Here is a 22,153-nt window from a genome sequence, read left to right on the forward strand (position 1 = left end):
CCCCGGGGCGCCGATGCACCAGGGTGCTCTCCCGCGTCCGCCGGCTCCCGCTGTGGGTCGGGTACCTGCTGCTCGCGGGTGCCCTCGCGGTGCTCTGCCTGTGCCTGGGCGGCACCGCCCACGACGCGGTCTTCTCGCTCGTCACCGTCTCCAGCGCGGTCGCGATCGCCGTCGGCGCGCGCGTGCACCGCCCGGTGCACGCGCGCGCGTGGTGGTGCATGGCTGCCGGCATGGGCTGCTGGGCGCTGGGCGACGTGCTGTACACCGTCGTCTACGACGTCCTCGGGTCGCGGGCGTACCCGGCGCCGCCCGACGTCGCCTACCTGCTGGCCTACCCCCTGCTGGGGCTGTCCCTGCTGTCGCTGGCCCGGCGGGCCCGTCCCGGTCAGGACGTCGAGGGGGTGATCGACGCGACGATCCTGTCAGTGGGGGCGGGGCTGCTGTCGTGGACGTTCCTGCTGCGGCCCGCGCTGGCGGAACTGGGGGGCGACCTGCTCGGCTGGGTGGTCTCCGCCGCCTACCCCGTCGCGGACGTGGCGGTCCTGGCGGTGCTCGTGCGCCTGGTCTCGGCCACCGGGGGCCGTTCGACCAGCTTCCGGCTGCTCGCCGCCGCCGCGAGCACCATGCTCGCCGCCGACGTCGCCTACCAGGCCGCCTACGCCGCCACCGGGTACGACGGGTTCGCCTTCGACCCGCTGTGGCTGCTGTCGTACCTGCTGTGGGGCGCTGCGGCGCTGCACCCGTCCATGCGCAGGCTGTCCGACCCCGCTCCGGTGGAGGGCGGCGACCTGGGCGCGCCGCGGCTCGTGCTGCTGGCCGCGGCGAGCCTGCTGGCCCCGGGGACCCTGGCCGTGCAACTGCTGACGGGCGCGCCGCTGTCGGCGTGGTCGGTGGTGGTCTCCTCGAGCGCGCTGTTCCTGCTGGTCGTGGCGCGGATGTGGACGCTGCTGCGCCGGGTCCGCGAACAGGCCGCCCAGCTCGCCGAACTGGCCCGCACCGACCCGCTGACCGGTCTGCTGAACCGGCGCAGCGCCACCGCCGAGACGGACCGGCTGCGCTCCCGCGCCCGGGCCGCCGGCACCCCGCTGGTGCTGGCGGTGCTGGACCTGGACCGCTTCAAGCGGTTCAACGACACCCTCGGGCACCCGGCGGGGGACCGGCTGCTGGCCGGGGCCGCCCGCGCGTGGAGCACGCGCCTGTCCGGGACGGGGGCCGTGCTGGCGCGCTGGGGCGGGGAGGAGTTCCTCCTCGTCGCCGAGGGTCTGGGCCCCGGGCCCGCCGAGCAGCTCCTCGCCGAGCTGCGCGACCTGGTGCCGCAGGGGCAGTCGTTCTCCGCCGGGCTGGCCGTGTGGGACGGGGCCGAGGACGTCGAGGCGCTCGTGGCGCGCGCCGACGCGGCGCTGTACGGGGCCAAGGCCGCCGGCCGCGGCTGCACCCGCACCGCGCCGGCGGCCGAGCTCCTCAGCGCGGGTGGAAGCGGCGGCCGGTGACCCGCTCGGAGGCGCCCACCCGGTCCAGGTAGGGGGTGATCCCCCCCGTGGACAGCGGGTGCCCGGTGCCCAGCACCAGGCACACGTCGACGTCCTCGGGGCCGGCCACGACGCCCTCGTCGAGGACCCGGCGGACCTCGTCGGCCAGCGCGTCCTGCACGCGGCGCAGCAGTTCCGGCCCGCTGACCGGGGCACCGCCCTGCACGAGCACCCGTTCCGCGGCCCCGGTGACCTCCACCGGCCCCTTCGCGGTGACCAGGGGCGGCGAGCCGGCCTCGACCCAGCGGCGCAGGTTCTGCGAGACGCGGTAGCGGTCGGGGAACGCGGTGGCCAGGGTCTCGTGCACGTGCAGCATGACGGCGGGGCCGACGAACGAGGCGAGCCGGAACGGCGTCATCGGCAGGCCCAGCTCGTCCAGGGCGTGCTCGGCCTCCAGCAGCGGGGTGCCGGCGTCCACGGCGCGCACCACCTCGTCGAACATGCGGGTGGAGATGCGGTTGACGACGAACGCGGGGGCGTCGCGCACCAGCACGCACGTCTTCTTCAACCGTGCACCCACCGCGAACGCGGTGGCCAGCGTCGCGTCGTCGGCGCGCTGCGTGCGCACGACCTCCACCAGCGGCAGCACCGCCACGGGGTTGAAGAAGTGGAACCCGACGAACCGCTCGGGGTGCTCCAGCACCGAGGCCATCTGCGTCACGGACAGGGAACTGGTGTTGGTGGCGATGACGGCGTCCTCGCGCAGCAGGGGTTCCAGCTCGCGCAGCACGGCGTGCTTGACGGCCATCTCCTCGAACACCGCCTCGACCACGAAGTCGCACCCGGCGAGGGCGGACTTGTCCACCGAACCGGACACCGACGCCTTGAGCCGGTTCGCGACGTCGGGCGTCACGCGCCCCTTGGCGAGCAGGTCGTCCACGCCGGAGCGCACGAAACCCAGGCCCTTGGCGACACGGGCGTCGTCGACGTCGGTGAGCACCACGGGCACCTGCAGGCGGTGCAGGAGGAGCAGCGCGAGCTGGCTCGCCATCAGGCCGGCGCCGACGACGCCGGCGGAGGTGACCTGCCGCGCCAGGTCCTTCGCCGGTGCCCCGGTGGGGTTGCGGCCGTAGCGCTGCACGAGGTCGAACGCGTACAGCCCGGCGCGCAGCTGCGGGGAGACGGACAGGTCACCGATCGCGGCGTCCTCGGCGGCGAAGTGCTCTTCGCGGGTGCTCGTGCGCGCCGCGGCGATCAGGTCCAGGGCCCGGTAGGGGGCGGGCGCGGCGCCGTGCACGCGGGCGTCGGCGACGGCGCGACCCCGGGCCACCGCCGCCTCCCACGCGGCGGCCTCCTCGGCGCCGGGCAGCGGGACCCGCCGCGGCACCTGCACCTGCCCGGCCAGGACGGCCGAGGTCCAGCGCAGCGACTGCAGCAGGAAGTCGGCGGGTTCCACGGCGAGGTCGGCGACGCCGAGCTCCACGGCCTGCGGGCCGGTGATCGTGCGGTTGCCCGCGAGCGCGTTCTCCACCGCGATGCGCACGGCGACGTCGGGACCGGCCAGGTGCGGCAGCAGCCAGGTGCCGCCCCAGCCGGGCACCAGGCCCAGGTGGGTCTCGGGCAGGCCCAGCCCGCGGGTGGTGGTGGCGACCGTGCGGTACGTGGCGTGCAGGGCGGTCTCCAGGCCGCCGCCGAGGGCGAGGCCGTTGACGTACGCGAAGCTCGGCACGCCCAGGGTGCCGAGCCGGCCGAGGACGTCGTGGCCGAGGCGCCCGGTGGCCAGCCCGGCCTCGCGGTCGGGGGTGGTGGCCACGGCCTTCAGGTCCGCCCCGGCGCAGAACACCCCCTGCACGCCGGTGATCCCCACGGCGACGACCTCCCCGGCGGCGGCCAGGCGCTGCGCCTCTTCGAGCGCTTCGCGCAGCTGCACCAGCGTCTGGGCGCCCAGCACGAACGGCTTGCGCGCCTCGCCCGGGTCCAGGGTCAGCAGGGCCAGGCGGTGGGGACCGGGCTGCCCGGTGGGTTCCCCGGGCGCGCCGGGCAGCTCCAGGAGGCGGACGTGGACGGGCATCAGCGGGCCTCCCCGGCGCTCGCGGTGGCGGGTTCGTGCGTGGGCTCGTGCTCGGCGTGGTGCGGGTTCTCCCAGATCACCGTGCCGCCCTGGCCGAGCCCGACGCACATGGCGGTCAGGCCGTAGCGGACCTCGGGGTGCTCGGCGAACTGCCGGGCCAGCTGGGTCATCAGCCGCACGCCGGAGGCCGCCAGCGGGTGGCCGATGGCGATGGCGCCGCCGTAGGGGTTGACGCGCTCGTCGTCGTCGGCGATGCCGAAGTGGTCCAGGAAGGACAGGACCTGCACGGCGAACGCCTCGTTGAGCTCGAACAGGCCGATGTCGTCGATCGTGAGCCCGGCGCGGGCCAGCGCCTTCTCGGTGGAGGGGATCGGGCCCAGGCCCATGACCTCCGGCTCCACGCCGGCGTAGGCGAAGCCGACCAGGCGCATGCGGGTGCTCAGGCCCAGTTCCGCAGCGGTGCCCTCCTCGGCGACCAGGCAGGCGGTGGCGCCGTCGGTCAGCGGGGAGGCGTTGCCGGCGGTGACGCGCCCCTGCGGGCGGAAGGGGGTGCGCAGGTCCGCCAGGCCCTCCGCGGTGGTGCCGGGGCGGGCGAGCTCGTCGGCGGTGGCCAGGCCCCAGCCCTGCTCGGAGCTGGCCACGGCGACCGGGACGAGGTCGGCGCCGACCTTCCCCTCGGCCACCGCCCGCGCGAACTTCCGCTGGCTGGCGGCGGCGTACTCGTCGGCGCGCCGCTTCGTCAGGGCGGGGAAGCGGTCGTGCAGCGCCTCGGCGGTCCTGCCCATGTCCAGGGCGTCGGGGGAGACGATGCGCTCGGTGAGGAAGCGCGGGTTGGGGTCCAGGCCCTGGCCCAGGGGGTGGTGGCCCATGTGCTCCACGCCTCCGGCCAGCGCCACGTCCAGGGCGCCCACGGCGATGGAGGCGGCCGTGGTGGTGACGGCCGTCATGGCGCCGGCGCACCAGCGGTCGATCGCGTAGCCGGGGGTCGTCACCGGCAGCCCCGCCAGCAGGGCGGCGCTGCGGCCGAGGACGAGACCCTGGTCCCCGCTCTGGGTGGCGGCGGCGATCGCCACCTCCTCCACGCGCTCGGGCGGCAGGGAGGGGTTGCGCCGCAGCAGCTCGCGCAGGCAGGCGACCACGAGGTCGTCGGCGCGGGTCTGCGCGTGCAGGCCGTCGGGACGGGCCTTGCCGAACGGCGTGCGCACGCCGTCGGCGAACACGACGCTGCGCGCGGCGGGGGCGGAGCGGGCCACGGGACCTCCTCGTTCGGTGGCGGTGGGCCGCAGCGGCGCGGCCCGCGGCCACAGTACGCCCGGCACCCGGGTATGCGGTACCGGTGGTGACAGGTACCTGTGCTGCACTTCGCGCGCCAGGGGCCGGCTCACCCGTGTGGACCTCCCGGTCACCCGCTCGGGCGCCCGTTCACCCCCGCACCGTCGGCTGGAGGGGTGACGTGCTGTCAGAACGCTGGGTGGAGGCTGGGCGGGGCCTCACTCTGAGTACATCGAGTTCAAACCCGGTGTCATCCGGATGGCGTACTCGCTCACTCTCGGCAATGGCTCATTACTTCTGGAGGCGCGCATGTCCTGGCTGGTGGAAACCCTCGGGGGTGAGTCGTGGCAGGAGGTGGCACCGCTCGGCATCGCCGGTGTCGTCGTCTGGGGTCTGTGGCTCTACCGCGTCATCGGTTCCCGGATGGCCAAGCCCATCGTCAACGACCACCGCACCTCCACGTCCGTGGTCGTGCCGTCCTTCCGCGAAGACCCCCGGATCCTCGCCGACTGCGCTCGCAACTGGCTCTCGCACGACCCCGACGAGCTCATCATCGTCGTGGACGTCGACGACGTGGAGTGCCAGCGGCTGCTCGCCGAGATCGACGACGCACGCCTGAACGTCATCGTCTACCGGCACGAGGGCAAGCGCTCGGCCCTGGGCGTCGGCATCCGCGCCGCCCGCCACGAGCTCGTCGTGCTCTCCGACTCCGACACGATGTGGACCGACGGGCTGCTGCGCAACGTGCAGATGCCGTTCGCCGACCCGATGGTCGGAGCCGTCAGCACCCAGCAGAACGTCTACCAGCGCACCAGCAGCGTGTGGCGCCGCATCGCCGACTGGATGGTGAACCTGCGCTACTACGACTACGCGCCCGCCATGGGCCGCAAGGGCGCGGTGATCTGCGTCTCCGGGCGCACGGCCGTCTACCGCCGTTCCGTCGTCGTCCCCCTGCTGCCGAACCTCGAGCACGAGTTCTTCCTCGGCCGGCGCTGCATCGCGGGCGACGACGGCCGGCTCACCTGGCTCGTCCTGGCCGCCGGCTACAAGACGGTCCACCAGTCCTCCGCCAAGGCCATCTCGATGTTCCCCGACAGCTTCCGCGCCTTCGTCAAGCAGCGCGTGCGGTGGAGCCGGAACTCGGCCCGCACCTACCTGACGGCCCTGTGGAAGGGCTGGCTGTGGCAGGTCCCGTTCGTCTCCAAGGTGACCGTCCTGCAGATCCTGCTGACCCCCGTCACGATGGCGCTGACGCTGGGCTACCTCATCTTCAGCCGGCTGGAGCTCACCCCCGCCGGCATCCTCCTCGCGATCGGCTGGCTGCTGCTCGGCCGCGGCATCCGCTCCTACTCCCACCTGCGCCGCCACCCCCGGGAGATCCTCCTGCTGCCCCTGTACGCGCTCGTCGTCATCTTCGTGGCGCTGCCCGTCAAGGCGTACGCCATCGCCACCATGAACAAGCAGGGTTGGCTGACCCGCTCGGCGGACAGCACCGGCGGCGAGGGCCAGTCGGCCGCCAGCCTGACCGAGCCGATCGGTGCGCCCGTGAACGCCACCGTCCCCGCTCCCTCCGCCCCCGTCGCCCTGCCCGTGCCCGCGAAGGGGGTCTGACGTGCCCAGGACCACCCGCCTCCTCGCCGGAACCGTCGCCGCCGGAACCGCCGCGCTGCTGGCCGGCGCCGCACCCGCGGCCGCCGCGGACGAACCGGCCCCCCTGCCGCGCACCCTCGCCTTCAGCGACGACGACGCCGAGCGGGTCTCGGCCCTCGTCGCCGCCGAGGACCGCCGTGCCACCGAGATCCGCACCGTGACGGCGCTCGCCCGGTGGCAGGGCGACGACTGGAAGACCCCGTACCGGATGAGCACCGGCGAGGGCTTCACCCTCGTGCTCACCCCGCGCTCGGAGCCCTACACGGTCACCGACCTGCTGCAGCTGGCGCCGCAGACGTTCGTGCAGATGTCCGACGGCTCCTTCCTGCTCAGCGAGCACGTCGCCGTGGTGCCCGGTGCCACCCTGCGCCTGGAGCGGCCCGGCGGGCTCACCCTGCGCATGGCCAGCAGCGCACGGGGCTTCACGTCGATCGTCAGCCTGGGCGGCGACGTGCAGATCGACGGTGAGCAGAACGCCCCCGTCGTCGTGGAGAGCTGGGACGTCGACGCCGGCGCTCCCGACACCGACCAGACCGACGGCCGCGCCTACGTCCGCTGCATCGGCGGGACCTTCTCCTCCGAGCACGCGCGCCTGTCCGACCTGGGGTTCTGGAGCGGACGCACCGGCGGGCTGTCGCTCACCGGCACCGATCGTCCCGACACCGGGGCGATCGAGCGCGTCGGCTCCGGCGGCGACCAGGCGGACTCCGTCCTCAACGGTCTGACGATGCAGCCCGCCGGTCCGCTGCAGGCCGGCCAGACCAACCCCAACCTGGACTACACCGTCCCGGCGTACTCCTACGTGTCCTTCGACATCTCCCACACCACCGTCGAGGGGAACGCCTACGGCCTGTTCGTCACGAGCGCCAACGGCATCAAGCTGTCGGACAGCACCGTCGAGGGGAGCTCCATCGGCGGCATCGTGCTGCACCGCAACGTGCGCAACGGCCTCATCGAGGGGACGACCGCCTCCGGCAACGCCGGTGACGGCATCAGCCTGGACCGAGGGACCAGTGCCGTGAACGTGAACGGGGTCACCGCGACCGGCAACGAGGGCAACGGCATCAGCATCAACGGCCGGCCGCTCGCGGAGGGCCCCAGCGCCACCGGTGCCTCGACCAGCGCCTACGGCGGCAACTCGATCACCGGCAGCACCGTCGAGGACAACGGCCACTACGGCATCGAGGTGCTCGGTGGCTTCGACGTCGGGATCCAGAACAACCGCCTGTCCGGCAACGACATGGGCATCGTGGTGCAGGGTCCGGCGCAGCGCGTCTCGGTCACCGGCAACGACGTGTCCTCCTCGGCCCGGCACGGCATCGCCTTCACCGACGGCGTCACCGACGCCACCGCCACGGGCAACGTCGTGGACGGCGCCACGACCGGCGTGTACGTGCGCGCCTCCACCGCCCGGGTCCGCGGGAACACCGTGCAGGCGGCCACCGGACACGGCGTCTCGCTGGTCGGGGACGTCGACGGCAGCGAGGTCTCCCTGAACGTGCTCGCCGGTGCCGGTGCGAGCGCGCTGGACACCACGCGCTCCTCGGGTGCCTTCACCGATCGCGACAACGCGCTCGACGGCTGGGACGACACGAGCCCGTGGTGGTTCTGGTTCAAGAAGCTGCTGCAGCCGATGACGGCCCTGTGGGTGATCATCCTGGCGCTCATCGGCGCCTCGGCGGTGCGCGGTCGCGGCCGTGACCGGGCGGTCGCCCACCCGTACGCCCACCAGATGGCGCACCAGGGGCACCTGCCGGTCCCGTCGCCGCCCAGCGCGCCGCAGCGGGTCATCGACCTGCGCGACGGCCAGCCGAGCACCCGGAGCGGCGCGTGAGCCGCCGGTACGGCGGTCCAGGTGCGGGACGGCTGACCTTCCGGCAGGGCCTGGTGGCGGGCGGGGCCTCGATGCTCGTGCTCGTGCTGCTCGTGCTCGGCCTCACCGGGAACGGGTCCGGTCCCGAACCCGCGGCCTCGGCGGGCGCGGTCCGCGCCGCCGGCCCGGCGGCCTCGGCGACAGCCGCCCCGCAGCCCAGCACCTCCGTGGCGACCGCCGGCGCGTCACCGACCGCGCAGCAGGACGACGAGGACGACGACGAGGAGGACGAGGTGGACCAGCAGGACCAGCAGGACCAGGACGGCGGGTCGGCGGCGAGCGCGGCGGGTGCTTCCGTCAGCGGCGCCCCGCGGGCCGACCGCCTGCCGTCCTCCGACAGGGTCTCCTGCCCGGTGGCGACCCGCACGGTCGCGACCGCAGCGGAACTGACCGCGGCGCTGGCCGGCGCGGCACCCGGTGACGTGATCGAGCTCGCCGACGGCACGTACAGCGGCGCGTTCACCGCCACGACCTCGGGGAACGCCGGCGCCCCCATCTGGCTGTGCGGTGGGCGCGAGGCCGTCCTGGACGCCGGTGGCCCCAAGGAGGGCTACGGCTTCCACCTCGCCGGTGCGCAGCACTGGCGCCTCGTCGGGTTCACCGTGCGCAACGCCCAGAAGGGCGTCGTCGCCGACGGGACCAGCGGGTCGGTCCTGCAGGACCTGCTCGTGGAGGACATCGGCGACGAGGCGATCCACCTGCGTTCCGGCAGCACCGGCAACGCCGTGCTGGACTGCACCGTCAGCCGCACCGGGCTGCGCAAGGAGAAGTTCGGCGAGGGGATCTACGTCGGTTCCGCCGAGAGCAACTGGGACAAGTACGGCGAAGGCGGCGGGCCCGACCGCAGCGACTACAACCTCGTCGCCCGCAACGACATCTCCGGGACCACCTCGGAGTCGGTCGACATCAAGGAGGGCACCACCGGTGGGGCCCTCGTCGGCAACACCTTCGACGGCACCGGGATGTCCAGCGCCGACTCGTGGGTCGACGTCAAGGGCAACGACTGGCTGATCCGCGGCAACACCGGGCGCAACACCCCCGGCGACGGCCTGCAGACGCACCGGATCCTCGACGGCTGGGGCACGGGCAACGTCTTCGACGCCAACGTCCTGGACGTGCCCGCTCCGGGCGCGGCCATCTCGATCCACAAGCCCAAGGTGACCGACAACCGGATCCTGTGCACCAACCGCGACTCCAGCGGCCGGCCCGTCACCACCTCGCCCGCCTGCTCCGGCTGACAGCCGCAGCACCGCAGCACCCCGTCCACCGCGATCGACAGGAGCGCACCATGTCCGCCACACCCTCGAGCACCACCCCTTCGACCGCCACCGGAGCGGCCGCCCCCCGCCTCACCGTCATCGGCACCGGTTACCTCGGCGCCACCCACGCCATCTGCATGGCCGTCCTGGGCTTCGAGGTCGTCGGCGTCGACGTCGACCCCCGGAAGGTCGAGCGCCTGGCCGCCGGCGAGGTGCCCTTCTTCGAGCCCGGCCTGCCCGAGATGCTGCACAAGGCCCTGGACAGCGGCCGGCTGAGCTTCACCACCGACTTCGCGCGGGCCGCCGAGTTCGGCGACGTGCACTTCGTCTGCGTCGGCACGCCCCAGCAGCGCGGCAGCGACGCCGCCGACCTCACCTACGTCCGCTCGGCGGTGACCGAACTGGCGCGGCACCTGCACCGCAAGGCCCTGGTGGTGGGCAAGTCCACCGTCCCGGTCGGCACCGCCGCGGAACTGACCCGGCTGGTGCAGGAGGTCGCACCGGCCGGCGCCGAGGTCGAGCTGGCCTGGAACCCGGAGTTCCTGCGCGAGGGGTTCGCCGTCGAGGACACCACCAACCCCGACCGCCTGGTGTTCGGCGTCTCCTCCGCCTGGGCCGAGCAGCAGCTGCGCGCTGCGTTCGCGCCGGTCGTGGAGGCGCACGACACGCCCGTGCTCGTCGTGGACCTGCCCACCGCCGAACTGGTCAAGGTGGCCGCGAACTCCTTCCTGGCCACCAAGATCTCCTACATCAACGCCATGGCGGAGGTGTGCGAGCGCACCGGGGCGGACGTCACGGCGCTCGCCCAGGCCCTCTCGCACGACTCGCGCATCGGCGGGCGCTTCCTCAAGCCGGGTCTGGGTTTCGGCGGCGGCTGCCTGCCCAAGGACATCCGCGCCTTCAAGCACCGCGCCGAGGAGCTCGGCGTCGGGCAGGCGGTCGCCTTCCTCGGGGAGGTCGACGCCATCAACAAGCGTCGCCGCGAGCGCACCGTCGACCTGGTCCGCGAGGTCGCGGGCGGTGATCTGCGCGGGGTGCGCGTGGCCGCCTGGGGCGCGGCTTTCAAGCCGGACAGCGACGACATCCGCGACGCGCCCGCCCTGGACGTGGCGGTGCTGCTGCAGCAGGCCGGGGCGGACGTGACGGTCTACGACCCCGAGGCGATGGACAACGCCCGCCGCTCGTACCCGCAGCTGAGCTACGCAGCCTCCGCCGTCGACGCCGCTCGCGACGCCGACGTGGTGGTCCTGCTCACCGAGTGGCGGCAGTTCCGCGCGGTGGACCCCGAGGTCCTGGGCGCGGCGGTGGCCCACCGCCGCGTGGTGGACGGGCGCCACGCCCTGGACCGCGACGCCTGGCGCGCCGCGGGCTGGGACTACCGGGCGCTCGGCCGGCCGTGAGGCGCCCCGTCGCCGCCGCCGGTGCGGCGGCCGCCCTGCTGGTGGCGCTGACGGGCTGCTCCCTGGGCACCGCGGACGCGGTGCCGGGGGCGGTCCGGGTCCCGACCGGGCCCGCGGTGACGCCGCTGCCCATCCCCGAGCTCGAACCGTCCGGGACCACGGCCGCCGTGACGGACCCCTTCCGGCGCGCTGCCGACGGGACCGCCCTGCCGGTGCTGGAGCGGACGCCGGGTGCGGTCTTCGCGGACGTGACGCAGGCCGACCTGTGCGGTCCGCGCTACTCGGCGGGCGTGCGTGACGAGCGGTCCGGCGACGCCGAGGAGGCGGCCGCCGGCTACGGCATCGAGGACTCGTCCCCGTACACGACGGACCACCTGGTGCCGATCTCGCTCGGTGGCAGCAACGAGGTGTCCAACCTGTGGCCGCAGCCGAAGGAGGGCGCGTTCGCCGCGGCGGCCAAGAACACCCTCGAGGCCCACCTCCGCGCCCTGGTCTGCCAGGGCACGGTGCCGCTGGAGACGGCGCGCCAGGCGCTGGTGCAGGACTGGCGCGCCGCGTACGACACGTACACGGCGATGCCCCTGGCCACGCCGAGCGCGACCGCGGCCCCCTCGCAGGCGGCGAGCGGTGTCGTCAGCGGCGGGGTGTGCGCCACGGACGGGGAGGTGACGCGCTCCCCGGAGAAGCAGGTGCGCCTGACCTGCCGCGCCGACGCCGAGGGCGTGCTGCGCTGGCAGCGGCGCGCCTGACGGGCGGTGCCCGCGTGCGGACCGGCCGGGGAGGCCCCCGGCCGGTCCGCGGCGTTACCATGTCCCCACAGGCGTCGACCCGGCCATCACCGGTGAGCCTCCGGAAGAACGGGCACCCGCTCCGGCGGGCGCCCCACTAGACCCGGACGGGTCCGGCCCGTGACAGCCGGACGACGAGCGGTCGTCGTCGCGCCTCCCGCCCGGGAGGGGTGCCGGCGGCAAGCGGGGTGGTACCGCGGCACCGCCGGCCCCGGCGGGAGTCGTCCCCGCGGCAGCAGCGACGTCGTCGAGGAGCGCACGTGCCCGAGGTCACGGACCAGGCAGCGGACCAGACCGCCCAGGCGGACGAGCAGGGCGGCGGTGCCGCCGAGCAGGGCGGTTCCACCCCCCGCTTCCCGGACATCGAGCGCGCCGTCCTGGACTCCTGGGCGGCCGACGGCACCTTCGCCGCCAGCGTGGAGGCGCGGCGCGGATCGGCCGCGGGGGAGTTCGTCTTCTACGACGGCCCGCCCTTCGCCAACGGCCTGCCGCACTACGGCCACCTGCTCACCGGGTACGTCAAGGACGTCGTCCCGCGCTACAAGACGATGCGCGGGTACCGGGTGGAGCGCCGCTTCGGGTGGGACACCCACGGCCTTCCCGCCGAGGTGGAGGCCGAGCGCCAGCTCGGCATCACCCACAAGTCCGAGATCGAGACCATGGGCATCGCGACGTTCAACGACGCCTGCCGCACCTCCGTGCTGCGCTACACGCGCGAGTGGGAGGAGTACGTCACCCGGCAGGCGCGCTGGGTGGACTTCGAGGACGACTACAAGACCCTCGACACCGACTACATGGAGTCGGTGATGTGGGCGTTCAAGACCCTGCACGACAAGGGCCTGGTGTACGAGGGCTTCCGCGTGCTGGCGTACTGCTGGCGCTGCGAGACGCCGCTGTCGAACTCCGAGACCCGCCTGGACGACGTCTACCGCAACCGCCAGGACCCGGCCGTCACCGTCGGGTACCCGCTGCTGGGCTCGGACGCGCACCCGGAGCTGGCCGGCGTGCTGGCCCTGATCTGGACCACCACGCCGTGGACGCTGCCCAGCAACCTGGCGATGGCCGTGAACCCGGAGCTGGACTACGTCGTCGTCGACGGCGCGCCCGGCACCGAGCACGACGGCCGGCGGTTCCTGCTCGCCGAGGCGCGCCTGGGCCACTACGCCCGCGAGCTCGGTGAGGACGCCGCCGAGCGGATCAGCGCCCGGTTCCGCGGCGCGGACCTGCTCCGGGAGCGCTACCGCCCGCCGTTCGGGTACTTCGAGGGCCGCGAGAACGCCCACCAGGTGCTGTCCGCCGACTACGTCACCACCGACTCCGGCACCGGCGTCGTGCACATCGCGCCCGCCTTCGGCGAGGAGGACAAGGCCGTCACCGACGCCGCCGGCATCACACCCGTGGTGCCGGTGGACGCCCGCGGCCGGTTCACCGCCGAGGTGCCCGACTTCGCCGGCGAGCACGTCTTCGACGCCAACAAGGCGATCGCGCGCGCCTTGAGGGACGGCGTGCCCAGCGGGGCGCTGCTGCTGCGGCAGGAGACCTACGACCACCCGTACCCGCACTGCTGGCGCTGCGGCAACGCGCTGATCTACCGCGCCGTCTCCAGCTGGTTCGTGGCCGTCACGAAGATCCGCGACCGGATGGTCGAGCTGAACCAGGACATCACCTGGGTGCCCGAGCACGTCAAGGAGGGTTCCTTCGGCAAGTGGCTGGCAGGGGCGCGCGACTGGTCCATCAGCCGCAACCGCTACTGGGGCAGCCCGATCCCCGTGTGGGTCTCCGACGACCCGGCGTACCCGCGCACCGACGTGTACGGCTCGCTGGAGGAGCTGGAGCGCGACTTCGGCGTGCGCCCGGCCGACCTGCACCGCCCGCACGTGGACGAGCTGACCCGCCCCAACCCCGACGACCCCACGGGGAAGTCCACCATGCGCCGCGTGCCGGAGGTGCTGGACTGCTGGTTCGAGTCCGGCTCCATGCCCTTCGCGCAGGTGCACTACCCGTTCGAGAACACCGAGTGGTTCGAGAGCCACTACCCGGGCGACTTCATCGTGGAGTACATCGGGCAGACCCGCGGCTGGTTCTACACCCTGCACGTGCTGGCCACCGCCCTGTTCGACCGCCCCGCGTTCCGCACCTGCGTCTCGCACGGCATCCTGCTGGGTGACGACGGGCGCAAGATGAGCAAGTCCCTGCGCAACTACCCGGACGTCTCCGAGGTCCTCGACCGCGACGGCGCGGACGCCATGCGCTGGTTCCTCATGAGCTCGCCGGTGCTGCGCGGCGGCAACCTCGTCGTCACCGAGCAGGGCATCCGCGACTCGGTGCGCCAGGTGCTGCTGCCGCTGTGGAACACCTTCCAGTTCTTCCAGCTGTACTCCGGCACCTCCAGCCACACCCCGCGCTGGCGCACCGGCTCGGCGGACGTCCTCGACCGCTACGTGCTCGCCAAGCTGCACGACGCCGTCGTGGCCGTCACCGCCGAGCTCGACGAGTACGACATCGCCGGTGCGTGCGAGAGCGTGCGGCAGTTCCTGGACGTCCTGACGAACTGGTACGTGCGCCGCTCCCGCACCGCGTTCTGGGACGGCGAGTCCGAACGCGCCCGCGACGCCCTGGACACCCTGCACACCGTTCTGGAGACCACCACCCGGCTGCTCGCCCCGCTGCTGCCGCTCGTGAGCGAGCACGTGTGGCGCGAGCTCACCGGCGGGCGCTCGGTGCACCTGACCGACTGGCCCGACCCGCTGGACCTGCCCGCCGACCCCGCGCTCGTGGCCGCGATGGACGCCGCCCGCTCGGCGTGCTCGTCGGCGCTGGCGCTGCGCAAGGCCGACGGGCTGCGGGTGCGGCTGCCGCTGCAGCGGCTGGAGGTCCTCGTCCCCGACCCGGCGGCGCTGGAACCCTTCGCGCAGCTCGTCGCCCAGGAGGTCAACGTCCGCGAGGTCGTCCTCGGGCACGTCGACCGGGCGATCGAGCACGGCGTGGTCGCCAAGCTGACCGTCAACGCGCGCGCCGCGGGGCCCCGGCTGGGCAAGAGCGTCCAGCAGGCCATCAAGGCGTCGAAGTCCGGCGACTGGGAGGAGCGCCCCGACGGCACCGTCATCGCCGGTGGAATCGAGCTGCACGAGGGCGAGTACGAGCTGAGCACGACCGTCGAGGGCGGGGAGCCCGGCCTGGCCACGGCCGCCCTGGACGCCGGCGGGTTCGTCGTCCTGGACACCACCGTCACGCCCGAGCTGGCCGCCGAGGGCATGGCCCGCGACGTGGTCCGCCTCGTGCAGCAGGCCCGGCGCGACGCCGGCCTGCACGTGTCCGACCGCATCCGCCTCACCGTGGCCGCCGACGGCCCCGTGTGGGAGGCGCTGGTCACCCACCAGAACCTCGTCGTCGACGAGACCCTCGCCCAGCAGTTCGGCTCCTCCGGGCAGGCCGACGTGCTGCCCGCGGAGCGGGCCACGCTCGTGGGCTCGGTCGAGGGCCACGAGGTCCGCGTCGCCGTCGAGAAGCTGGAGGAGCGGTGAACCACGAACCCGGCGGGGAGCGCGGGCGCGAACGCGGCGAGGACCACGCCCACCTCGAACCCGGCGTCCTCGAGGACGACGTCGCCTTCGGCGGCGACGCCATGCGCCGCGGGCGGGTGCCGCAGGACCACCGGCCACCGGTCACCGGCGCCGAGCGCCGCCGCCGCGAGCAGCGGCGCGCCTCCGGCGTCGACGACGACCCCCGCTACGCCGAGGTCGTCGCCGCGATCCTCCAGCGCAACCCCGAGAACCGGATCCACCCCACCCTGGACCGGGTGCGCGAGGCGTGCCGCCTGCTGGGCGACCCGCAGCGCGCGTACCGGGTCGTCCACGTCGCCGGCACCAACGGCAAGACGTCCACGGCGCGCATGGTGGAGCGGCTGGTGCGCGAGCACGACCTGCGCACCGGCCGCTTCACCAGCCCGCACCTGTCGGAGGTCACCGAGCGCATCGCGATCGACGGCGAGCCGATCAGCCGCCCGGCGTTCGTGCGCGCCTACGACGACGTCGAGCCCGTCGTGACGATCCTCGACGCCCGCGCCGCGGAGGCGGGCGAACCGCGGCTGAGCTTCTTCGAGGTCCTCACCCTCATGGCGTTCGCCGCCTTCGCCGACGCCCCCGTGGACGTCGCGGTCATCGAGACGGGCCTGGGCGGCACGTGGGACACCACGAACGTCGTCACCCCCGACGTCACCGTCGTCACCCCCGTGGCGATGGACCACGAGGCGTGGCTGGGTTCCACGATCGAGGAGATCGCCGCCCAGAAGGCCGGCATCGTCAAGCACGGCGCCACCTTCGTCATGGGCCGGCAGGAGGAGGAGGCCGCGGCGGTGCTGCTGGCCCGCGCCGCCGCCGAGCGCGTCAGCGTGACCCGCGCCGGCGCCGACTTCGGCGTGGAGTCCCGCTCGCTTGCCGTGGGCGGGCAGCTCGTCTCGCTGCGCACCCGCGGCGGCACCTACACCGACGTCCTGCTGCCCCTGCACGGCGCGCACCAGGCCGACAACGCGGCCACCGCCCTCAGCGCCGCCGAGGCGCTGCTCGCCCTGCCCGGCGACGCCCTGCCGCCCGGCCTGGTGGAGACCGCCTTCGCCGACGTCTCCTCCCCGGGCCGGCTGGAGCTGCTGCGCACCTCCCCGGCGGTCCTCGTGGACTCCGCCCACAACCCCGCCGGGGCGCGGGCGCTGGCCGAGGCCGTCGCCGAGGCGTTCACCCTCACCCGCCTGGTGGGGGTGCTCGCCGTCGCCGGCGACAAGGACGTCGACGGCCTGCTGAACGCCCTCGAACCCGTCCTCGCCGAGGTCGTCGTCACCCGCTCATCCTCGCCGCGCTCGCTGGAACCCTCCGAGCTGGGCGAGATCGCCGAGGACGTCTTCGGCGAGGACCGCGTGCACGTCGTCGAGCGCCTGGACGCCGCCCTGGCCGCGGCCGTGGACCTGGCCGAGTCCGAGGGCGGCCCCGGCGCCGGCGTCCTCGTCGCCGGCTCGGTGGTGCTCGCCGGCGACGCCCGGCTCCTGCTGGGCGGGGGAGGTGCGGTGTGAGGAACCCCAAGCGGGTGCTCGCCGCGAGCACCCTGGTCGCCGAGGCCCTCGTGGTCTTCTTCGCCACCCTGGCCGCCACCGCCCTGCACCGCGAGGAGCAGACCAGCTACCTCGTCGCCGGCGGCGTGGTGATGCTGCTCTGCGTGCTGTGCGCGGGGATGCTGCGCTCACGCGCCGGTTACGCCCTCGGCTGGGTCCTGCAGGTGGTCATCATCGCCTCCGGGTTCGTGGTGCCCGAGGCGTTCCGCTGGACGATGGTCGGCATCGGCGTGGCCTTCGCCGGCATCTGGTGGGGGTGCCTGCACGTCGGCACCCGCGTCGAGCGCGAACGCGACCAGGTCGCCCGCGGCCTCGCGGAGAGGCGCCCCGAGGGGTCCTGAACCGCGCGGTGCGCCCGCTCACCCGGGTGCGGCGCCGTGGTCGCCTCGGTGCGGGCGGCGGCGGGTGCTGCGGCCGGCTCTCCGCCCGCTGCCGGGTGCACCACCTCGGCCAGGTGCGCCGGGCGGGCTCCGGACGCCGGCCTCCGCACCCGCCGGCGCCCTCCGTGGGCTGCGGCCCCGCGGTGCTGGACCGTCCCCGTGCAGTGGTGACGTCTGAGGGTGGTGGGGCACCTCGGTCGCCGGGCGTCCGGAGCCCGTCCCGCCCACCCGGGTGCGGTTGCGCACCCGGTCGCGGGCGGAGAGCCCGGAGGCCGAGGTGCCCCACCACCCGGGCGTGAACCGAACCCGGGTGGTGGAGGAGGCTCAAGCGGAGCGGGCGGGGTCCTCGGACCCCATCTCCTCGAGCTCGCGGCCCTTCGTCTCCGGCACGGCCTTGAGGACGAAGAAGAACGACAGCAGCGCGAACGCGGCGTACACGCCGTAGGAGAACGTCAGTCCCAGGTGCTCGGACATCGGCGGGAACGTCGTGGAGATCGTGAAGTTCGCGATCCACTGGGCGGCCGCGGCCACCGCCAGGGCGGCGGCGCGGATGCGGTTGGGGAACATCTCGCCCAGCAGCACCCACACGATCGGGCCCCACGTGGCGCCGAAGCCGATGACGAAGAGGTTGGCGGCGACGACGGCGACCGGGCCCCAGGCGCCGGGCAGGGAGAGGTCCTCACCGGTGCCGACGGACTGGGAGAAGGCCACCGACATGACGGCCAGGGCGACGAACATGGTGGCGGAGCCCGCGATCAGCAGCGGCTTGCGGCCGATCCTGTCGACGGTGGCGATGGCGATGAACGTGACGACCACGTTGGTCACCGACGTGATGGTGGACGTGGTGAACGCCTGGTCGGACTCGAAGCCGACGGAGCGCCACAGCGAGGTGGAGTAGTAGAAGATCACGTTGATGCCGACGGCCTGCTGGAACACCGACAGCAGCAGGCCGACCCAGACGATGGGCTGCAGGCCCAGGCGCGGGCCGCGCAGGTCGCGCAGGCTCGGCTCGTCCTCGCGCTGCATGCTCGCGCGGATGTCGGCGACCTTGCGCTGCAGGGCGCTGAGGTTGCGGGTGCCGAGGACCTCGCGCAGCACGTCGGTGGCGCGCTGCGTCTCGCCCTTGGCGATGAGGTAGCGGGGCGACTCGGGCACCTGCAGGGCCAGGAACGCCCACACGAGCGAGGGGATGATCCCGACGAGGAACATCCACCGCCACGCCTCCCAGCCCAGCCAGGCGTCCTCGGCCGCGCCGCCGGCGGTGTTGGCGATGAAGGCGTCGGAGAGCAGGGCGGCGAAGATGCCGACGGTGATGGCGAGCTGCTGCAGCGAGGCGAGCCGGCCGCGCACGTGGGCGGGGGCCACCTCGGCGATGTAGGTGGGGGCGATGACGGAGGCGACGCCGACGCCGATGCCGCCCACCACGCGCCACAGGATGAGGTCCCAGACGGCGAAGGCGAAGGCGGAGCCGACGGCGCTGATCGCGAACAGCACGCCGCCGAGGACCATGACGGACTTGCGGCCGAAGCGGTCGGCGATGCGGCCGGCGAACCAGGCTCCGACGGCGGCGCCGAGCAGGGCGCAGGAGACGGCGAAACCGGACAGGAAGGCGCTGAGCCCGAACTGACCGGTGACGGCGTCCACCGCACCGTTGATGACGGCGGTGTCGAACCCGAACAGGAAGCCGCCGATGGCGGCGACGACCGAGATGAGCACGACCTTGGTGGTGGTGCGCCGTTCCTCGGCCTCGTGGTCGGCGGCGGAGGCCGCCGGCCGATCGGGGTGGTCGGCTGACATGCCGGGCTCCTCGAGCTCGAAGGGGACGTCCGCGCGGGACGTGGTGCTCCGGTGCGGAGCCCGTGCTCGATGGTCCTGCGCCGCTCTCCGATCTGCACGCCGGGGGGGCTACCGCTACGGCCGTCCGCAGTGGTATCGGGTCGGCGCGGCGGGAGGGGTCAGGCGTCCTCGCCGCGGGCGGTCGCCAGGTCGTGCGCGGCGAGGTCCACGGCCTCCTCCGCGCGCCGCGCGGCGTCCACCAGCCCGGCCAGGGCCGCACCGTCCGGCACGCGCCCCGTGCGGGAGGCGTACGCCTTGGACAGGGCCTTCGCCTCGGCGGCCAGGTCGGCCAGCACGTCGGCGGCCTCCTCGCGGGCGGCGCGCAGGGCGTCCTCCTGCGCACGGGTGTCCTCGCGGTCGCTGCGCCGGCTCACGTCGTCCTCCTCCGGGTGGGGGCCGACATCCTGCCAGCCCGGGTGCCGGGCCCGGCTCCGCTAGGGTGCCGCGCGTGGCCACGCAGACCGACGTCCAGCGCACCCTCGTCCTCGTCAAGCCGGACGGCGTCCGGCGCAACCTCACCGGGGAGGTGCTGCGCCGCGTCGAGGCCAAGGGGTATTCGCTGGTGGCGCTGCAGCTGCGCACCGCCGACCGCGAGCTGCTCGCCGGGCACTACGCCGAGCACGAGGGCAAGCCGTTCTACGAACCGCTGGTGGAGTTCATGTCCTCCGGCCCCGTGGTGGCGGCCGTCGTCGAGGGCCACCGCGCCATCGAGGGCTTCCGCTCCCTGGCCGGCACCACCGACCCCACCACCGCCGCTCCCGGCACGATCCGCGGCGACCTGGGCCGCGACTGGGGCCTGAAGGTGCAGCAGAACCTCGTGCACGGCTCGGACTCGCCGGAGTCCGCCGCCCGCGAGATCGGGCTGTGGTTCCCGAACCTGTGAAGCGCCGATGAGTCCTGCGCCGCGCTGAGGTCTCCACCGGCAGCAGGGCCCGCCCGGGCCCCGACCCGCGAAGGAGTCCGGCCGTGCGCATGATCTTCGTCAACCTCCCGGTGAGCGACCTGGAGGCGTCCAGGACCTTCTTCACCTCGCTCGGCTTCTCCCTGAACCCCGAGTTCAGCGACGAGGGCACCACCTGCGTCGTCCTCGAGGAGAACGTCATCGTCCTGCTGCACCTGCCGGACAAGTGGCAGGGCTTCCTGCACTCGCAGCCGGCGGCCCCCGGCACCACCGAGGTGATGCTCGCGCTGTCCGCGTCCAGCCGCGAGGAGTGCGACGACCTGCGCTCGAAGGCGCTGGCGAACGGCGGCTCCGAGTACGCCCCGGCCATGGACTTCGGCTGGATGTACGGCGTGAGCTTCCGCGACCCGGACGGGCACGTGTGGGAGGTCAGCTGGATGGACGTCGACGCCGCCCGGGAAGCCGGGGGCATCGGCGCCTGAACGCACCCGCCGGCGCCCGGCCCCCGCTCACCCGCGGGGGCCGCGCGCCGGTGAGCAGGGGCTGGGCGCCTACAGGAGAGCCCCGGCGAGCAGCACCAGCGGGATCGACCCGGCCCAGGCGACGGTGGTCAGGGCCGACCACCCCTTCAGCGCGGCGGTGCCCTCCAGCCCGGTGAACCGGGTGACGACCCAGAAGTACGAGTCGTTGAAGTAGCTGAACACCATCGAGCCGGCGCAGCAGGCCACGGCCGCCGCCAGCGCGGACACCCCCAGGCCGCCGACGAGCGGTGCCGTCACGGACGCCGCCGTGATCATCGCGACCGTGCCCGAGCCCTGCGCCAGGCGCACCAGCGTGGCCACCAGGAACGGCACCAGCACCCCCGGCAGCGCCAGGGACGCCACCGCGTCGGCCAGCGCCTGCCCGACGCCGGAGTCGCGCAGCACCTGGCCGAAGCCGCCGCCGGCACCCGTGATGAGGATGACCAGCCCTGCCGACGCCGCCGCGTCCGAGAGCCAGCCGGTGACCTGCCGGCGGCTCGTCCACCGCGGCAGCAGCCCGTACACGGCGATGACCAGGCCGACGATCAGCGCCACGACGGGGTGGCCGACGAACGAGAACACCTGCGCGAGCGTCGACGGCTCGTACCCCTCGTCACCCTGCAGGACGCCCTGCGCGTCGCGGTCCACGGCCGTGGTGACGGTGTTGGCCACGATGAGCACCAGCGGCACCAGCAGCGGCAGCGAACCGCGGAAGGCGCCCAGCCGGTGCGGGGCGGCCCCCGCCGGTGGTTCCCCCAGAGCCGCGGCCGGGTCGGGCGCCTCCTCGAGCGGCCCCCCGGCGACCGCCCCCGTGCCGGTCCCCGCCCCGGCCGCCACACCCGCACCGGCGTAGACGGCCTCGCGCACCTGCGGCTGCACCTGGTCCTCCAGCTTCGGCCCCACCCACGCCGAGTACAGGACCACCAGGGGCAGCAGCAGCACGGAGAACACCAGGCCGGTGAGGATGAGCGCGCCGAGGTCGGCGCCCAGGATGCCCGCCACCCCGAGCGGGCCCGGGGTCGGCGGCACCATGTGGTGCGTCAGCGTCATCCCGCAGCCCAGGGCCAGCGCCAGGGTCACGTACCCGCGGCGCTGGCGGCGGGCGATCGAGCGCGCCAGCGGGTTGAGGATGACGTACCCGGAGTCGCAGAAGACGGGGATGGAGACCACGGCCCCCGTCCCGCCGAGCGCCCACGCCTCCCGGTCCTTCCCCAGCGCGCGGACGAACGCGCGCGCCAGCGCGTCCGCCCCGCCGGAGACCTCCAGCACCTTGCCGACGGCCACGCCCAGGCCGATGACGATGCCGATGGAGGCCAGCGTGTTCCCGAAGCCGGTGACGAGGGAGTCGAGGGTGTCGCCGGGGGCGGACCCGGCGATGGAGCCGGTGACCAGGGCGGCGAGCAGCAGCGCGACGAAGGCGTCGAGCCGGGTGCGCAGGACGACGAGCACGATGACGGCGATGCCGGCGACGAGCGCGGCGAGCAGCTGGAGATCCACGGTGATCCTCCGGTGTCGGTGCGGGTGCGATCACCCGACGCGGACAGGGTGGCGCCGCCGGCCGCTCCTGTCGAGCGGTGCGGGCGCGGGCCCGCGCGTCTAGGGTTCCCGACGTCGCCGCGAGGACGCGGCGGC

Annotated in this window: 16 protein-coding genes; 11 read left to right on the forward strand and 5 right to left on the reverse strand. The window is 74.2% G+C overall.

Annotated elements, in window-relative coordinates; translation table 11 throughout:
- Positions 1-23: 23 nt before the first annotated feature.
- Complete coding sequence (locus ACRYR9_RS04590; protein WP_432495998.1) at positions 24-1,490, forward strand: GGDEF domain-containing protein; 1,467 nt, start codon at positions 24-26, stop codon at positions 1,488-1,490.
- On the opposite strand, the gene ACRYR9_RS04595 is transcribed toward ACRYR9_RS04590, so the two are convergent.
- A complete protein-coding gene (locus tag ACRYR9_RS04595; RefSeq protein WP_432495995.1) occupies positions 1,462-3,540 on the reverse strand; it encodes a 3-hydroxyacyl-CoA dehydrogenase NAD-binding domain-containing protein in 2,079 nt (692 codons plus the stop codon). The genes ACRYR9_RS04590 and ACRYR9_RS04595 overlap by 29 nt on opposite strands.
- Positions 3,540-4,793 carry a thiolase family protein gene (locus ACRYR9_RS04600; protein WP_432495992.1) on the reverse strand — a complete coding sequence of 418 codons (1,254 nt, stop codon included), beginning with the start codon at positions 4,791-4,793 and terminating at the stop codon, positions 3,540-3,542. The genes ACRYR9_RS04595 and ACRYR9_RS04600 overlap by 1 nt, the downstream gene beginning before the upstream one ends.
- Before the next feature lie 328 nt (positions 4,794-5,121).
- Between ACRYR9_RS04600 and ACRYR9_RS04605 the strand changes: the two genes are divergently transcribed.
- The 8 genes from ACRYR9_RS04605 (at position 5,122) to ACRYR9_RS04640 (ending at position 17,224) form a co-directional block, all read left to right on the forward strand.
- On the forward strand, positions 5,122-6,423 hold the full coding sequence (locus ACRYR9_RS04605; protein WP_432495990.1) for a glycosyltransferase: 1,302 nt from the start codon (positions 5,122-5,124) through the stop codon (positions 6,421-6,423).
- A gap of 1 nt (position 6,424) precedes the next feature.
- Positions 6,425-8,296, forward strand: a complete 1,872-nt coding sequence (locus ACRYR9_RS04610) for a right-handed parallel beta-helix repeat-containing protein (protein ID WP_432495988.1) — start codon at positions 6,425-6,427, stop codon at positions 8,294-8,296.
- Entirely contained in the window at positions 8,293-9,573 is a 1,281-nt protein-coding gene (locus ACRYR9_RS04615) for a right-handed parallel beta-helix repeat-containing protein (RefSeq protein ID WP_432495986.1), read from the forward strand. The genes ACRYR9_RS04610 and ACRYR9_RS04615 overlap by 4 nt, the downstream gene beginning before the upstream one ends.
- Before the next feature lie 50 nt (positions 9,574-9,623).
- Entirely contained in the window at positions 9,624-10,994 is a 1,371-nt protein-coding gene (locus ACRYR9_RS04620) for a UDP-glucose dehydrogenase family protein (RefSeq protein WP_432495983.1), read from the forward strand.
- A complete protein-coding gene (locus ACRYR9_RS04625; protein WP_432495981.1) occupies positions 10,991-11,743 on the forward strand; it encodes a hypothetical protein in 753 nt (250 codons plus the stop codon). The genes ACRYR9_RS04620 and ACRYR9_RS04625 overlap by 4 nt, the downstream gene beginning before the upstream one ends.
- 299 nt (positions 11,744-12,042) lie before the next feature.
- Positions 12,043-15,306 (forward strand): isoleucine--tRNA ligase, encoded by a 3,264-nt coding sequence (gene ileS / locus ACRYR9_RS04630; RefSeq protein ID WP_432495978.1) that lies wholly within the window; start codon positions 12,043-12,045, stop codon positions 15,304-15,306.
- A gap of 101 nt (positions 15,307-15,407) precedes the next feature.
- Positions 15,408-16,844 carry a bifunctional folylpolyglutamate synthase/dihydrofolate synthase gene (locus tag ACRYR9_RS04635; RefSeq protein ID WP_432496020.1) on the forward strand — a complete coding sequence of 479 codons (1,437 nt, stop codon included), beginning with the start codon at positions 15,408-15,410 and terminating at the stop codon, positions 16,842-16,844.
- Positions 16,841-17,224, forward strand: a complete 384-nt coding sequence (locus ACRYR9_RS04640; protein ID WP_432495976.1) for a DUF4233 domain-containing protein — start codon at positions 16,841-16,843, stop codon at positions 17,222-17,224. Before ACRYR9_RS04635 ends, ACRYR9_RS04640 begins: the two co-directional genes overlap by 4 nt.
- A 363-nt stretch (positions 17,225-17,587) precedes the next feature.
- Here the strand turns inward: ACRYR9_RS04640 and ACRYR9_RS04645 are convergent, their stop codons facing one another.
- Together ACRYR9_RS04645 and ACRYR9_RS04650 are read right to left on the reverse strand one after the other, a co-directional pair.
- Positions 17,588-19,060, reverse strand: a complete 1,473-nt coding sequence (locus tag ACRYR9_RS04645) for a sugar porter family MFS transporter (protein ID WP_432495973.1) — start codon at positions 19,058-19,060, stop codon at positions 17,588-17,590.
- Between the two features lie 158 nt (positions 19,061-19,218).
- Positions 19,219-19,473, reverse strand: coding sequence for a hypothetical protein (locus ACRYR9_RS04650; RefSeq protein WP_432495970.1), 255 nt, complete (start codon positions 19,471-19,473; stop codon positions 19,219-19,221).
- A 74-nt stretch (positions 19,474-19,547) separates the two neighbouring features.
- Here ACRYR9_RS04650 and ndk point away from each other — a divergent pair, with 74 nt between their 5' ends.
- Positions 19,548-19,982, forward strand: coding sequence for a nucleoside-diphosphate kinase (gene ndk, locus ACRYR9_RS04655; protein ID WP_432495967.1), 435 nt, complete (start codon positions 19,548-19,550; stop codon positions 19,980-19,982).
- Positions 19,983-20,065: 83 nt separating this feature from the next.
- The gene (locus ACRYR9_RS04660) at positions 20,066-20,482 is read left to right on the forward strand and encodes a VOC family protein (protein ID WP_432495965.1); all 417 of its coding nucleotides are present in this window, start codon (positions 20,066-20,068) and stop codon (positions 20,480-20,482) included.
- A 69-nt stretch (positions 20,483-20,551) separates the two neighbouring features.
- Here the strand turns inward: ACRYR9_RS04660 and ACRYR9_RS04665 are convergent, their stop codons facing one another.
- On the reverse strand, positions 20,552-22,018 hold the full coding sequence (locus ACRYR9_RS04665) for a GntP family permease (RefSeq protein WP_432495962.1): 1,467 nt from the start codon (positions 22,016-22,018) through the stop codon (positions 20,552-20,554).
- Positions 22,019-22,153: the final 135 nt, after the last annotated feature.

Origin of the sequence: Kineococcus auxinigenes (genome assembly GCF_050871525.1) — a bacterium.
Lineage (GTDB): Bacteria > Actinomycetota > Actinomycetes > Actinomycetales > Kineococcaceae > Kineococcus.